General features: G+C 35.3%; 8 protein-coding genes and 2 pseudogenes. 1 reads left to right on the top strand and 9 read right to left on the bottom strand.

Features of this window, described 5'->3' with window-relative positions:
• Positions 1–76: 76 nt before the first annotated feature.
• The 9 genes and pseudogenes from secDF to DI487_RS01230 form a co-directional block, all read right to left on the bottom strand.
• Positions 77–3,004 carry a protein translocase subunit SecDF gene (gene secDF / locus DI487_RS01190; protein WP_109568027.1) on the bottom strand — a complete coding sequence of 976 codons (2,928 nt, stop codon included), beginning with the start codon at positions 3,002–3,004 and terminating at the stop codon, positions 77–79.
• 182 nt (positions 3,005–3,186) lie between these two features.
• Positions 3,187–4,119 carry a malate dehydrogenase gene (mdh, locus tag DI487_RS01195; RefSeq protein ID WP_109568028.1) on the bottom strand — a complete coding sequence of 311 codons (933 nt, stop codon included), beginning with the start codon at positions 4,117–4,119 and terminating at the stop codon, positions 3,187–3,189.
• Between the two features lie 13 nt (positions 4,120–4,132).
• Positions 4,133–4,765 (bottom strand): DUF6588 family protein, encoded by a 633-nt coding sequence (locus tag DI487_RS01200; RefSeq protein ID WP_109568029.1) that lies wholly within the window; start codon positions 4,763–4,765, stop codon positions 4,133–4,135.
• Positions 4,753–5,127, bottom strand: coding sequence for a DUF6588 family protein (locus DI487_RS01205; RefSeq protein WP_146193351.1), 375 nt, complete (start codon positions 5,125–5,127; stop codon positions 4,753–4,755). Before DI487_RS01205 ends, DI487_RS01200 begins: the two co-directional genes overlap by 13 nt.
• Positions 5,120–7,058 (bottom strand): annotated as a pseudogene (gene gyrB, locus DI487_RS01210) (DNA topoisomerase (ATP-hydrolyzing) subunit B). The gene DI487_RS01205 and the pseudogene gyrB overlap by 8 nt, the downstream one beginning before the upstream one ends.
• 192 nt (positions 7,059–7,250) lie before the next feature.
• Positions 7,251–8,875: pseudogene (gene asnB / locus DI487_RS01215) on the bottom strand (asparagine synthase B).
• 396 nt (positions 8,876–9,271) lie between these two features.
• Positions 9,272–9,724: a GreA/GreB family elongation factor gene (locus tag DI487_RS01220; RefSeq protein WP_109568031.1), complete on the bottom strand. Its 453-nt coding sequence runs from the start codon at positions 9,722–9,724 to the stop codon at positions 9,272–9,274.
• A gap of 68 nt (positions 9,725–9,792) precedes the next feature.
• On the bottom strand, positions 9,793–11,547 hold the full coding sequence (locus DI487_RS01225) for a porin family protein (RefSeq protein WP_109570567.1): 1,755 nt from the start codon (positions 11,545–11,547) through the stop codon (positions 9,793–9,795).
• Positions 11,548–11,593: 46 nt separating this feature from the next.
• Positions 11,594–14,608, bottom strand: a complete 3,015-nt coding sequence (locus DI487_RS01230; RefSeq protein ID WP_109568032.1) for a tetratricopeptide repeat protein — start codon at positions 14,606–14,608, stop codon at positions 11,594–11,596.
• A gap of 225 nt (positions 14,609–14,833) precedes the next feature.
• On the opposite strand from DI487_RS01230, the gene DI487_RS01235 reads away from it, so the two are divergent.
• Complete coding sequence (locus DI487_RS01235) at positions 14,834–15,517, top strand: cell division ATP-binding protein FtsE (protein WP_109568033.1); 684 nt, start codon at positions 14,834–14,836, stop codon at positions 15,515–15,517.
• The last annotated feature ends 2 nt before the right edge of the window (positions 15,518–15,519 follow it).

The raw sequence follows: 15,519 nt of genomic DNA on the forward strand, positions 1-15,519 counted from the left end.
TTTAAAATGTTAATTTACAAAAAAAAGTCCTGACAGTGTCAGGACTTTTTTCTAAAGAAATATTTTTATCTTTTTATTATTCTTCTTTTTTATTCAAAGCCATTCTTTCCGCTTCTTTAGCACTCATCGTATCGTTCATTACCGGTGTTGCCACAAATAAAGACGAATAGGTACCTACCAAAATACCTACTAAGATCGCAAATACGAAACCTTGAATTGTTTCTCCTCCGAAAACAAAGATTGCAATCAATACAACTAATGTTGTAGCAGATGTATTCACCGTTCTACTCAATGTAGAGTTCAAGGCTTTGTTTACCAATCCTTTAAAGTCAGGTGACGAATTGTAATCTAAATACTCTCTTACACGGTCAAATACAATTACCGTATCGTTCAATGAATACCCGATAACCGTTAAGATAGCAGCGATGAACGCTTGATCAATTTCCATATTAAACGGTAAGATAGTATAGAAGAACGAGAATATACCTAATACAATGATAACATCATGCGCTACCGCTACAATTGCTCCTAAACCAAACTGCCATTTTCTGAACGAGATCATCAAATAAACAAATACAACTAATAGCGATCCTAATACTGCCCAGATAGAGTTTGTCTTAATATCTTTAGATATAGTACCGGAAACCTTAGAAGCCTGCATGATTCCAAATTCTTTACCTTCATAAGAATTAACAAAATTATCATACGTTAAATCAGCCGGTAAATATTTTTGAAGTCCACTGTATAATTTTTCATTTACATCTTTATCTACTCCTTCACCTTCTTCATTTACTTTATATTTTGTAGTAATCTTTAACTGATTTTTATTACCGAACACTTTCGCTTCAGCACTTCCGAAAATCTTAGTTAAGTCAGCTGCTACTTCAGGTGCAGAAACTTCTTTATCAAAACGAACCTGATAAGTTCTACCTCCTACAAAGTCAACACCTTGATTTAAACCTTTTGTGAACAATGAGATCAAACTCAAAACGATCAAAACACCTGAAATCATATAAGCGATCTTACGTTTTGATAAGAAGTCAAAGTTTAAGTTTTTAAACCAGTTTTTAGTAACTGAAGTTGCAAAAGTGATATTTTCGTTTCTTGACAAACTCCAATCCAATAATATTCTTGTAATAAAAATTGCTGTAAATACAGAAGTAATAATACCTATCAATAAAGTGGTAGCAAAACCTTTGATCGGACCTGTACCGAAAACTAATAAGATAATAGCGGTCAATGCTGTTGTAATATTAGCATCAACAATTGAAGACATTGCTCCTTTCCATGTAAATGAATAATTGATGGCTTCTTCAACCGTTTTACCGGAATCCAACTCTTCTTTAGCCCTTTCGTAGATAATTACGTTAGCATCTACTGCCATACCGATTGTTAATACGATACCTGCAATACCCGGCAATGTCAATACAGCACCAAAACTTGCTAAAGCACCAAAAATGAATAAGATATTCACTAATAAAGCTAAATTAGCATAGAAACCAGCTTTACCATAGTACACGATCATCCATAATAGCACTAAAGAGAAACCGATAATGAATGAAATCATACCGCTATTCACAGCTTCTTCTCCTAATGACGGTCCAACAACATCTGACTGTACGATTTCAGCAGCAGCCGGTAATTTACCTGCTCTTAAAATGTTAGCTAAATCCTTTGTTTCATTGATAGTAAAACTTCCTGAAATTTCAGACTGACCTCCGCTGATTGCACCTCTGCTTACACCGGGTGCCGAATAAACAATATTATCTAAAACAATAGCAATTGCATTTCCTTGTTGTGATACTTTACCGGTTAACTTTTCCCACTCACGTGCTCCAACACCATTCATTTGCATTGACACAGCAGGCTTTCCTAATTGATCAAAAGTATCTCTGGCATCTACAATTACACCACCACTAATTGGTGCTTTATTTTCTCTGTTTCCTTTTAAAGCGTATAATTCAACCGTTTCCGGTGATTTTTCATTGATTTTACCCCAAGCAAATCTTACATTCGATAATTCTGAAGGCAATAATGAACGAACATCGCTTCGGTTTAAATAAGAACTAATTTTAGCCGTATCTTTAACATTGAACACTCCTACATACGGAGTTCCTTGTTGCCCCGGCATTAACATACTGTCAAACAAAGGATTCACTTGTACTTTTGTTGAATCTACATTATCTGTAAGCAAAGAATCAAGTCCTTTAGCTGCTTCTTTAATTTCAGAAGTTTCTTCTTTAACTTCTGTTTTCTTAAGAAGTTCATTAGCTGCCATTAAGAAGTTCCCTACTTCTTCTACTTTATAAGTTTCCCAGAACTCTAATTGTGCCGTACTTTGTAAAAGTCTTTTAATACGATCTACATCTTTAGCTCCCGGTAATTCAACCAAAATTCTTCCTGAATTTCCTAATAACTGAATATTAGGCTGAGTTACACCGAATTTATCGATACGCTCTCTTAATACTTTGAAAGCTGATTCTACAGATTCCTGAACTTTTTGTTTAATAATTGGCTCAATCTGAGCATTAGTCATATCAAACTTGATTACGTCATCTAAATTTCTGTTTCCAAAAATTTCCGCATCTGCCAATTTGATATTTGCAGCATTTGCTTCTTTAAAGAAAGCATCTATATAATCCTGATTTCCTTCCTGGTTCTTTTTTGCATCTGCTAAAGCTTTATTGAAAGCAGGGTCTTTTGAACCATTTGCCAAACCATTTAAAATATCTTTAACTGAGATTTGAAGGATCACGTTGATACCTCCTTCTAAGTCAAGACCTTTATTAATTTGGTTATTTCTTACTTCGTCAAAAGTATACCCTAAGAATACTTTTTCTTTAGCTACTGAGTCTAAGTAAGCTACCTCTTTCTGGAAATCTCCATTTGCATGTGCTTTCGCATCTTTTTCAATTCCGTTTGCCACAAAAGTGAATGACAATTGATAAAGACAAACCAAGGCAAATAATACTGCGAAAAATTTAATTAGTCCTTTATTCTGCATTACTACTAAATATTAATTACTCTATTTTTTTATAAAAAACGGACAAATATATAATTTACAACAGGATTAACCAATTTTATTACAAAATAAAATTCGTTTTTTTTCTAAATATGATTATTCTACTGTTTAAACCTATATAAGCCGAAAGTTGTTTATTTTTTTAACATTTGAAGTTCAAAAGTTTACAAGACTGAACGAAGGTCTTTATTCATATTCCGTACTGCTTCCACACTTTTTGCAAACTTATTTTTTTCTTCCTCATCTAACCTTACATCAACGATTTGCTCCACTCCGTTTTTTCCGATGATACAAGGCACTCCAATACAGACATCTTCAACACCATATTCTCCATCTAAATATACTGAACAAGGAATCATCCGTTTTTGATTGTTCAAAATACTATCCACTAAAAATGCTACTGCCGAACCCGGTCCATACCAAGCCGACGTACCTAATAATTTAGTCAAAGTAGCTCCGCCAACCATTGTTTTAGCAGCTACCTCCTGTAGTTCTTCATCAGATAGAAAAGTTGTAACAGGTAAACCATTATAAGTTGCTAAACGAGTTAAAGGAATCATTGTCGTATCTCCATGCCCTCCAATAACCATTGCCTGAATATCATTCATAGGTTCATTCATAGCCTGAGACAAATAATACCTAAAACGAGAACTATCTAAAGCCCCTCCCATACCTATTACTTTATTCTTAGGCAATCCGGTTGCTTTTAATGTCAGATAGGTCATAGTATCCATAGGGTTGGAAACCACAACGAATATTGCATTCGGTGAAAATTTAAGAACATTTGTTGCTACCAATTTTACGATTCCCGCATTGATCCCGATCAACTCTTCTCGGGTCATTCCCGGTTTTCTCGGTATACCGGATGTGATCACTACAACGTCACTATCAGCTGTTCTTTCATAATCATTGGTACAACCACAAACCACAGAGGTAAACCCCGTAGTCGGAGCACTTTGCATGATATCTAACGCTTTACCTTCTGCTAAACCTTCTTCAATATCCAGCAATACGATTTCGCTTGCAATTTTTCTGTATGCCAAAACATTAGCACAAGTAGCACCTAAATGTCCTGCACCTACTACTGTTACTTTCATCCTGTTTAATTTATCAGTTGATTATATAGTTTAAACCTAAATTTGCATTCGCAAATTTGCCGAAAGAAAATGTTCCTTTAGCATAGAACTTATTAAAGAAATAATTCACAGAGAATTCCCCCACATAGTTGAATTTAGTTTCTTCTAATTCCGGCAACAGATCATTAATTGCATTTGCAAAAATTGTAGGTTCTTCGGTTGTTCCATTTACCTTGTAACTAAAATCACTTACATTTGCAATAAAACTTAACATTAATTCAAAATCTTTAATTTCTTTTGAAGCGGCAAGTTGCAGATGATAAGTATTTACAATTCCGGTGAACCGATTGATCCCCATATTACCATAACTCGTATTCACATCTAAGAAATCGAAACTAATATCTTCATTAGAATACATCATCATGGCAGCTAGGTTAATTTTTTTAGTTTCAAGTGATGGAAAATATTGACTGAAGTTGTGCTTTAATCCAAATCCGAAGACCTGATAATCGCCTTTTTTCAACTTAGTTCGTGTCGAATATTTCCCCATTACTTCAAAGCCATAAGGCAATACTACCCCCACCTGTAAGTAAGGATAAACGACTGTCTCCTGATTAATACCTTGCGGCGTTTTAAAACGGATCTGTTCACCGTCTAAATCTCCCACCAAATACACCTGATGATTATCCCTAATGCGGTAGGTACAGTTGCACTTTCCGCTCCTTCAATCTGAAAAAACTGAAAATCACTGTTCGAAACTGTAAATGACCTATCTCTATTGGGAACAAAAAACACATTTCCATAAATCCCGGCTTCAACAGTCCATTTTTCACGTTTTTTAGCAGTACTCATCCATGCTGATGAAGCCTGATAAACCGCGCCGTCAGTTGCCGGTATTATATACTTTTCGGAATAGAAAAGGGCATCTGATAACAGATACCCTATTTCTTGTTCTAATGTTGTTTGCGCTTTTGCCATTGAAAAACAAAGCATAAACAAAACCGCTATACTACAATTCGTCTTACGCATCAATTTTTGCATAAGCTGCATTTTTCTCTATAAATTCTCTACGAGGCGGTACTTCATCTCCCATTAGCATAGAAAATATTCTATCTGCTTCAGAAAGGCTATCAATACTAACCTGTCTTAATGTTCTGAATTCCGGATTCATAGTTGTATCCCACAACTGCTCCGCATTCATCTCTCCAAGACCTTTGTAACGCTGGATAGAAGATCCGCTTCCCATTTGATTTGAAATCTGGTCACGTTGCTCATCATTCCAAGCATATTCCTTTTTATTTCCTTTTTTAACCATATATAAAGGCGGAGTAGCAATATAAACATGACCTTGTTCAATAAGGTCTTTCATGTAACGGAAGAAAAAGGTCAAAATCAACGTTGCGATGTGGCTACCATCCACATCGGCATCACACATGATGACTACTTTATGGTATCTTAATTTAGATAAATTCAATGCTTTACTATCCTCTTCTGTTCCGATAGTAACCCCAATGCTGTAAAAATATTTCGAATCTCTTCATTCTCAAATACTTTATGCTGCATTGCTTTCTCTACATTCAGTATCTTACCTCTCAAAGGTAAAATAGCCTGAAAATTTCGATCACGACCTTGCTTAGCCGTTCCCCTGCCGAATCTCCCTCTACAAGGAAAATTTCGCATTTTTCAGGGTCTTGATTAGAGCAATCAGAAAGTTTACCGGGTAATCCACCGCCTCCCATTACGGTTTTACGCTGTACCATTTCACGTGCTTTTTTAGCAGCGTGACGCGCCTGAGCGGCTAAAATCACTTTTTGTACAATGATCTTAGCATCGTTCGGATTTTCTTCTAAATAATTCTCTAACATTTCCGCAACTGCCTGAGAAACCGGAGAAACCACCTCTCTGTTACCCAATTTAGTCTTGGTTTGCCCTTCAAACTGAGGCTCGGCTACTTTAACTGAAATGATCGCTGTTAATCCTTCACGGAAATCGTCTCCTGAAATCTCGAATTTTAATTTATCTAACAATCCGGAAGCATCGGCATATTTTTTCAAGGTACGTGTTAATCCCATACGGAACCCTTGAAGGTGCGTTCCTCCTTCATGGGTATTGATATTATTTACGTACGAAAATATATTTTCTGTATAACTATCATTATAGATCAATGCTACTTCAACAGGTATTTCGCCTCTATCATTCTCCATACTGATAACATGACCTATAATAGGCACTCTGTTTCCGTCCAGGAATTTTACAAATTCTTTCAGACCTTCTTTTGAATGAAAAGTTTCCGACTTAAAGTCTCCTTTTTCGTCTTTTTCTCTTTTATCTGTAAGTGTAATGGTAATTCCTTTATTCAAGAAAGAAAGTTCTCTTAAACGAGCGGCTAAGGTATCATACGAATACTCTAAAGTTTGTTGAAAAATCGTTCCATCCGGTTTGAAAGTTACAATAGTCCCTCTTTTTTCTGTGGTACCGATTTGTTTTACAGGGTAGAGAGATTTTCCTCTTTCATATTCTTGTTCCCAAATTTTTCCTTCGCGGTAAACTGTAGCTTTTAAATGATCTGAAAGCGCATTCACACAAGAAACACCTACTCCGTGAAGACCACCTGATACTTTATACGAATCTTTATCAAATTTACCTCCGGCTCCGATTTTGGTCATTACTACTTCCAACGCTGATACGCCTTCTTTTTTATGGATATCCACCGGGATACCACGACCATTATCTTCAACTGTTATAGAATTGTCTTCATTAATGGCAACCAAAATAGTGTCACAATGTCCGGCTAAAGCCTCATCAATCGAGTTATCTACTACTTCATAAACTAAGTGATGTAAACCTCTAACGCCAGTATCCCCGATGTACATGGAAGGACGCATTCTTACGTGCTCCATCCCTTCTAATGCCTGAATACTATCAGCCGAATAATTGTTCTTCTTTACTTCTTCACTCATATCTAAATGCTTATATTCTCATTTCTATTAAACAGACAAATATAAGTAATAAGATAAAAAAAATATCTTAAAGAATTGCATTTTATCGGCAAGTTATTAACAAAATAGCTGATTTATTGCCCTAAAACAATAAACGCCGACTCATTTTACACGAGTCGACGATTATCAAAACAAACTATAACCATAAAAAAATTAAACGGTCAGTTTAGAGGTATCCTTAGTAGCAATAGTTACATCTGCTTTTACATGGGCTTCATTTGCTCTTCCGCTTGGGTCTTGATTAGATTGCCACTTCGGAATCCATTTTCTCACGGTTTGCGCTGCGCTTTGTTGCGGAAAATGTTTATGAAAGATACTTCTATAATAAAAGGCTTCTTTTGTTAACGGTGTGTTGTACGGAAACAATTCTGCGGCCTTAGCAAATTCTTCATCTGTTACCTGTGATTCACAATATTCGATCAAGGTATCGATCCAGTTATATCCTACTCCGTCTGAAAATTGTTCTTTCTGACGCCATAATACCTCATCCGGCAAATAGGGTTTTTCAGGGTATCAAACGCTTTTCTCAAAATATATTTTTCTACTCCGTTATACGTTTTCGGTTGTTTTTCTTCCGGTTTTACTTTCATGGCTAATTCCAGGAAACTTTTGTCTAAAAACGGAACGCGAGCTTCTAAACCATGAGCCATAGTTGACTTATCTGCTCTTAATAAATCAGCTGTAAATAGCTTCTGAACTCTTTCGATAGTTTCTTTTTGGAATTCTTCTGCTGAAGGTGCATTGCGGAAATACAAATATCCTCCGAAAATCTCGTCTGCTCCTTCACCGGACAATACCATCTTGATTCCTGTTTCTTTAATAGCCTTAGACATAAAATACATTGGCGTGCTGGCTCTGATGGACGTTACGTCATATGTTTCTAAATGCCATATTAATTTTTCAAGGTTCCGGATACCATCCTCAACCGTAAAGTAGAACTCATGATGTTGGGTACCGATAAACTCCGCTACTTTTCTTGCAGCAATTAAATCAGGTGCTGATTCATCTAAGCCAATAGAGAATGAGTGCAACACTTGTCCGGAACTTTCCAGTAATCTTTTCGCTATCGAAGAAGTCAAAGAAGAATCCAATCCGCCAGAAAGCAATACTCCAAAAGGGACATCTGCCATTAAACGTTTTTTAACCGCTTCGGTCAATGTTTCACGAATGGCTTTATAATCGATCTCTTCAACTGCTTTTGCGGCCTCTTCCCACTCTGGTTTGTAATATTTAACAAATCCTGTTTTTTCAGTATAAAAATGCCCCGGAGGAAAAGTTGAAAAAGTCGTACACTGGTCTGCAATTGCTTTCATTTCACTTGCGAAATAGTACCTTCCTCTATCATCAATACCGTAGTACAACGGTTTAATCCCCAGCGGATCACGTCCGGCTATAAAATCATCTCCATTGACCACAACAAAAGCAAACATTCCGTCCAAATAATCACAAAAATCATATCCGAATTCTTCGTATAAGTGTACAATAACTTCAGAATCAGAAGTTGTTCTGAATGTATGGTCTTTCAAAACTGTTTCTCTTAATTTCTTATGATTATAGATCTCTCCGTTGTGAACCATCCAAGCGGTTGAAGTTCCCTGAATAGGTTGCTTTCCGGTTTGTAAATCTACAATTGATAATCGTTCGTGAGCCAGAATATGTCCTGCCTCCGTCACATGAACATCACTTTCATCCGGACCTCTGTGACTCATTCTTTTAGAAAGTTGCTTAACTAAAGCCTCATCTTTTCCTTTTCCTATAACTGCTAAAATACCACACATATCGTTGCTATCTTTTTACTTTATTTTTTTAATGTTTTTATCTTGTAACATTATTTTGATGAAGCAAAGTTGGGCTTTTAGCTTATTTTTATAAACCACAATGAGATTATTAGTTATATTTTAAAACAAAAAATACACTTTTTACAACTATTACAAACTAAACGAATCGGTTTTAGTTAACTTTAGTTACATATTTCAATTTTTTTATTTAATTTTTTAATCTTCGGAAAAGAAGATCTTCTTTAAGAACCGAGAGAAACGGTTGTAAAAAGTTAAACAGTTGCTATTTTGACCGTGTCCTACGTTGTTAAATCTTCGATTTCAAATGATAATCAATTTACTATAGAATCTGAAACCGGCTCAGATTGACAAAGAAGTTGTTTTGTAACAATCTATCTATTCTATTTTTAAGATTTTATATTTTGACGTATTAAAACTAAATTCGTCTCCGGCGTGCTTTCCTTTCATCTCTTTTCCGATAGGAGATTCAAGTGATAATGAGATTATGTTTGCACCATCAATAATTATTTTTGGCAGTGCCGTACTTACAAAAAACAAGAACTTATCCGTATATACCAGACTTCCTATTCCTACTAATTTATTTACTTTTAAAATATCAATACTTTCTAATATGCTTTTTTGTACTAAGGTTTCTTTTAGTTTCTGATTTAGCTTTTCCTGCTCTAAATGCATCATTGATAATGCTGTTTCATGCTTATCTCCCGCAGAACCTTTAGCATCGTTTTGAGCATCCTCTGCCAGATCCGAAATTTGTTTTCGCAGGGTTTGAACCTTATCTTCTAAAAGTTCTTGATAATGTGTATATATTTTCGATTTAAGTGATGTCATAGCTAAAAAAAGAAAAACCTGTAAGCTTTTAAAAAATCTTACAGGTTATATTGTTTTAATTCTGTGGTTTAGAAGTCAAATTTATAATTTGCACCTAACAAAATCTGAATTCCCTGAACCGGATAGTTAGCCCAACGATTGTATTGTTGGCTTGCTAAATTATTTCCTTTCAAGAAAGCGGTTAAACGGTCATTATACTTATACCCCACATGCATATTCAGGTCAAAATAGCTATCAAGTGTTACTTCCTCTGTCATGAACTCCGGCGGAAAAACAGCCGCTAAGCTCTGAACTGTAATTCTGTCTTTTCTTTCGCCTACAAAAAACACTTTGGCTCCAGCATACCATTTTTCATCAAAATCAACATCAACAGTCGCTCCGATGTTCAATTGCGGTAAATTCCATGCTTCTGTTTCATAATCTGTTGAAAAGTTATTATAGGTTCCGTTAATTCCTAAGCTTAGACTTTTAGAGAAATCAGCTTTTAGTTCTCCGAAAATGCTTATCGTTTTTACATTATCGTATACCACGCCGAAAGAGTTTCCGTTAGTATAGCCTTCTGTATTTGCATTTGCATAAATATAGGGATTACTTGTAAAAAGTGCTTTTCCATCTTCATTGTTATAAGAACCTTTTACATTAAATGCTACTGAATTAGCTAATTTCCCTTTTAAACCGACATAAATATCATATTTATTGTCAGTTGGTGCAACGTAAAGCGTTGGCGATACAAAAGGGTTCTGATCTACAAAATCAGCATACGAGTTTTGATTTAATCCTCCTTCAGCACCGGCATAACCGATCAATAAATCGCCTACGATCTTATACGATGCTTTTACATTAGGATATACAAATATTTTACTATCACTTGTTCCGTTGAATTTACCTGTGCTGTAGAATACTCCTGCACCTAACTGAACTGATAAATCGTCTTGCTGGTATAAAATACTCGGTTTAGTTCCGAAAATGATAGTACTGTAACTGATATCAGAAAGACCTTCGTAATCTTTATCAAAACTTCCACCAACATAATCAATAATGAAATTAGCCTTGATCTTTTGGTCGAAAGCTTCAATATCAAAATTCGGTTTTACAAAAAAGCGATTTTCGCCTGAACTTAAAGCATCGGAAAAGCGCTTGAACTGCAAACTTACTTCGCTGAAATAACTATCCGTTAAACTCAATTTTCCTCCCAGTGCAATAGTGTTATACGATTGTTTTTCGTCTATTGCATTAATCATATCTTCTGTAAAGATGATATTCTCAACAGGTAATCCGTACCAGTTATAGATTTGATTTTTTATACCTAGATCAACATTCCAACTCATATCACGATCCCGGGTACCGTAAGTAACATCCAAACTGGTGTTGTAATATTTGTCATCTAAAACCACATCTTTAATTCCGCCTTGCGATGACAGGTGACGCAACATTCCGCCTATGTAACTGTTACGCCCGAAATTTTCGGTAACAAAGAGTTCGGCATTGATTGTCGGATAATTTCCGAAACCCAGAGTTGCATAATTCCTATAGAGCTTTTCTTTTTCTGCTTTATCAACTCCTGCTGCTTTTCCTTTTGCCGGCGTAAAGGTTGAGGCTACCGGAAAAGAAAAAATATTGTATTCTATTGCTTCTTTCTGTGTGTTTTCATCATCGTCTATTACCGGTGTTTCTTTCACTTTAAAAGCATCAGAAATAGCCGGAGTATAAGGTTTTACAACATTTACAACTTCTGAACCTATATTATCTTCTTCTTGTGCTAACGAAACTTGGCTTATGAACAAAGCTATAGCTAAAGGAAGGTATATCTTGATATTTTTCATACGTACGTTTTCTTTTTTTCGATTATCAGTTAACATCTGAAGTAATTTATTCTGTGATTGATGAATTCGTTTTGGCTTCTTCTGCTTTTATGGCTGCCAACTCGGTTTGAGCTTCTTCCACAACATCAGGATAATCTCCGAAATTTTTAATTACACTCTCTAGAATATAAGTTGCCTGGAAACTATCTTTCAATCCGTAAAAGTTTTTTGCCATTACTACTAAGCCTTTTGCTCCGTAATATTTATATCCTGAATAATCTTTTGCTAATTTTTGAACCGCTTTGTTTGACTCTTCAAATTTTCCGTCTTTATTTTTGAAATAGGCATCATAATACAATGCTTCGGCAGCTAATTCTCCTTTTGCAATTTTCAACAAATCTGCATAAGCTGCTTTTGCTTTTGTTTCGTCATTGGTTTTAATAGCAGAACGTGCAATAATGATCTGTGCATCACTTTTTATCCGGTCATCTACTTTATCGTTTGACAAAACTTTTTCGGCATATACAACAGCACTCGCATAATTCTCTTTTTCATAATATGCTTTCATTAAATTAGACTGCGCATAGGTTTTATTTTGCGGATAATCGGCTTCATTTTCTAATCGGGACAGAACCGGTATGGCTTTGTCATATTCTTTCGCTTTTAAATATACCTGACTCAAACGAGCTAAAGCTTGTTCTGTAAATTCATTTCTCGGCTGACTGATCACATATTCATAATGTTTAACCGAATTACTTTCTAAACCATCAGCAAAATACAATTGCGCCAAATAGAAATTAGCATGTAAAGCATGCAATCCATTCGGAAACTTAGCTACATAATTGCTGAATCCTGAAATAGCCTGTTTGCTATTATTCATCAAATATTGCTTCTCAGCCGATTCATAAGTAGTATTGTCCAAATCGGCATCCGACACTTCAACAAAACTCAACGTTTTTACCCAATCTGAATATTCATCTACTCTTCCGTTATCGACGTAGATCAAACGTGCCGTTGAAACCGCTTGTAAAGATTCCGGCGAATTCGGGAACTCCGCTACTACTTTTTTAAACTTCACTAAAGCCGGTTCTGATTTATTGTTGTTGTAGTAGATCAATCCTTGTTTCAAAATCGATTTGGCTACATAAGAACTACTCGGGTAATTAGCGATTAACTTATCATAAGATGCAATAGCTTTTGATTCGTTATTTTCATTCACATACGTATTCCCTAACTCATACAAAGCATCATCGGCATATTGTGAGTTCGGATACGTTTTAATAAATTTTTCCAGATCTTCAATCTTTCGGTCATTCTTTCCGACAAATCCGTAACTGATCCCTTTTTGGAATGCAGCATAATCTTTACTTACGCTATTCATTTCAATAGCTTTGTTATATGCTTCCATTGCCGGCCAATACTTAGCTGAAATAAAGTTACAATCTCCCAAGCGTAAATAAGCATCAACCTTTCTTACATTATCATTCTTAACCACCGCTAAGAAATCCGTAAAATGCTTGATGGCATTATCATAATCCTTTAATTTAAAATACGCATACGCTAAATTGTACTGAACATTTTTATATTCCGGTACAGAAGCTGCTTCACTATAACCTAAAAATTGTTTATAGCTTAACATAGCTTCATTATACTGTTCTAAATTATATTCTGCTTCAGCTTTCCAAAAAGTTGCACGTGCCGTAAACTTCAGATCTTTATTTTCTGAGATCGACTTTTTAAACAAGTCAAAAGCCGCCTGATAATTCCCGTCTGTAAAAAGTTCCAGTCCTCTGTAAAAAGCTACTTTTTGGTAAGCGAGACGATTTTCAGGGGATTTGTTTTTCTCTAACAACTCTAAAGCCTCTGTATAGTTTTTAGATGTGATGTATGAACTGATCAATAGATTATTAATTTCCTGCTTGTAAGATGTATCCGGATATTTATCCAAATAAGCTTTCAATACTTCCGGAACGGATTGATAAGGATTTCCTATTTCATAACTCAACTTGGCATAGTTAAGATAGGCATCCTCCTGAATTTTCAGATCAAAATCCATTTCAGAAGCTGTTTTAAAAGCATTTAAAGCCTGTTGTTTTTTATCTGTTTCCAAATAACATTCTGCCAGATGATAATAAGCATTCTGTGCCACATGATCATTTCCGTTAATGATCTTATTGAACTGATTTATAGCATTTTCATAATCGTTCTGCTTGTAATAGGTATACCCTAACTGGTAAAAGTCAGTATTATTCCATTTGCCTTTTTTTCCTCTGTAATCTAACAGGTAAGGGAGTGCTTTATCGTATTGTTTCAGGTTAAAATAACTTTCTCCGATAATTTTAGACAGTTCGCTTTTCTCCTGAGCATTTGACTTAGGCAACTGAGCCAGCCCCAGATCAATAGCCTTTTGAAAATTTCCCAGTTTAAAATTCATATCGGCCTGAAAGTAGCCCATCTTTTCTTTGTACTTGTCCTGATCTGAAACCTGATCAAAGTATTCATTAGCAGCATTATAATCATCTGTTTCATAAGACATATAACCTAAATAATATTTAGCTTGACTACCGTAAACAGGCGAATTAACTACCTGATTCAAGTGTTTCTGAGCTTCTTTATTTCGTTTCAAAGTAAAATAGGCATATCCCTTTTGAAAATTGTATTTTTCCCTGTCGGCATTTGACATATTACTCGTATCGGCTTTGTCAAACCATTCTAAGGACTTAGCATAGCCTCCTTGGTTAAAATAGTAATGAGCCACTTCAATATACGCCTGATTTTGTTTTGTACTTGTCGGATAATCTTCTACAAAATCTTCAATTAATTGATCGGCTCCGTATTGATTTAAACGAATGGCACAATTTGCAATGTAGTAAGCACAATCAGCCTGAACTTCCTGATTCTTTATTGTATTTTTAACTTCCCCAAACATAATCTGAGCGGATTGGTACTGTTTGTCTTTGTACAATTCAACCGCTCTGTCAAACTCTTTCAATTCATTTGTATAAATGGCCGTTTGCTGCGAAAAAAGCAAAGCCGGACTTCCCATAAACAAAAGGGAGGCTAGTCTGATTTTCTTAATCATTTGAATTTGTTTTTTGTAATAGTCCTCAAAGATAATATTTCCTTATGGTATTAACGAAAAGTGTTAACAGATTATTGTAACATTTTATTAACCGTAACGAAATAAAAACGATCAAACAATTATTTTAAACCAAGCAATAAAAAAAGGAACTTCCCGTTAAGTGAAATAAAATTTTGTAACCGAAAATTTAGTTCTTACTTTTACACCAAAATCTGTCGTCAAATTATGTCCACAAGCATTCTCTCTTTAAAAAATGTGACCATTTACCAAGAAAAAAACCCCGTATTGACCAATATTAATTTAGAAGTTAAACGAGGGGAGTTCATTTATCTGATAGGTAAAACCGGAGCAGGAAAGAGTAGTTTTTTAAAGACTTTATATGCTGATTTACCTTTAAAAGAAGGAGAAGGAAGACTTGTAGGTTATGATTTAAACGGTTTAAAAGAAAAGAACATTCCCTACCTGAGAAGGAAATTGGGCGTTGTTTTTCAAGATTTTAAACTTTTACCGGACAGAAATATAAAAGAGAACCTTCTTTTTGTACTGAAAGCAACCGGTTGGACAGACAAAGCAGAAATAAACCTTAAGATTGATGAAGTACTGGAAAAAGTAGGCTTAAAGCATTATCTCAATAAAATGCCCCACCAACTTTCGGGTGGAGAGCAACAACGCATTGCCATTGCCAGAGCTTTACTTAACGACCCAGATTTAATACTAGCCGATGAACCTACCGGAAATCTTGATCCGCAAACCAGTGTTGAAGTAATGGAATTGTTACGAAAAATTAATGCTAACGGCAAAACTATCGTTATGGCTACTCACGATTATGCTTTATTATTGAAATTCCCTTCTAAAACCCTAAAGTTTGATGAAGGAAAAGTATTTGAAGTAGTTCAAAGAACGGTGTAAAT

This window comes from Flavobacterium sediminis, assembly GCF_003148385.1.
Classification (GTDB): Bacteria; Bacteroidota; Bacteroidia; order Flavobacteriales; family Flavobacteriaceae; genus Flavobacterium; species Flavobacterium sediminis.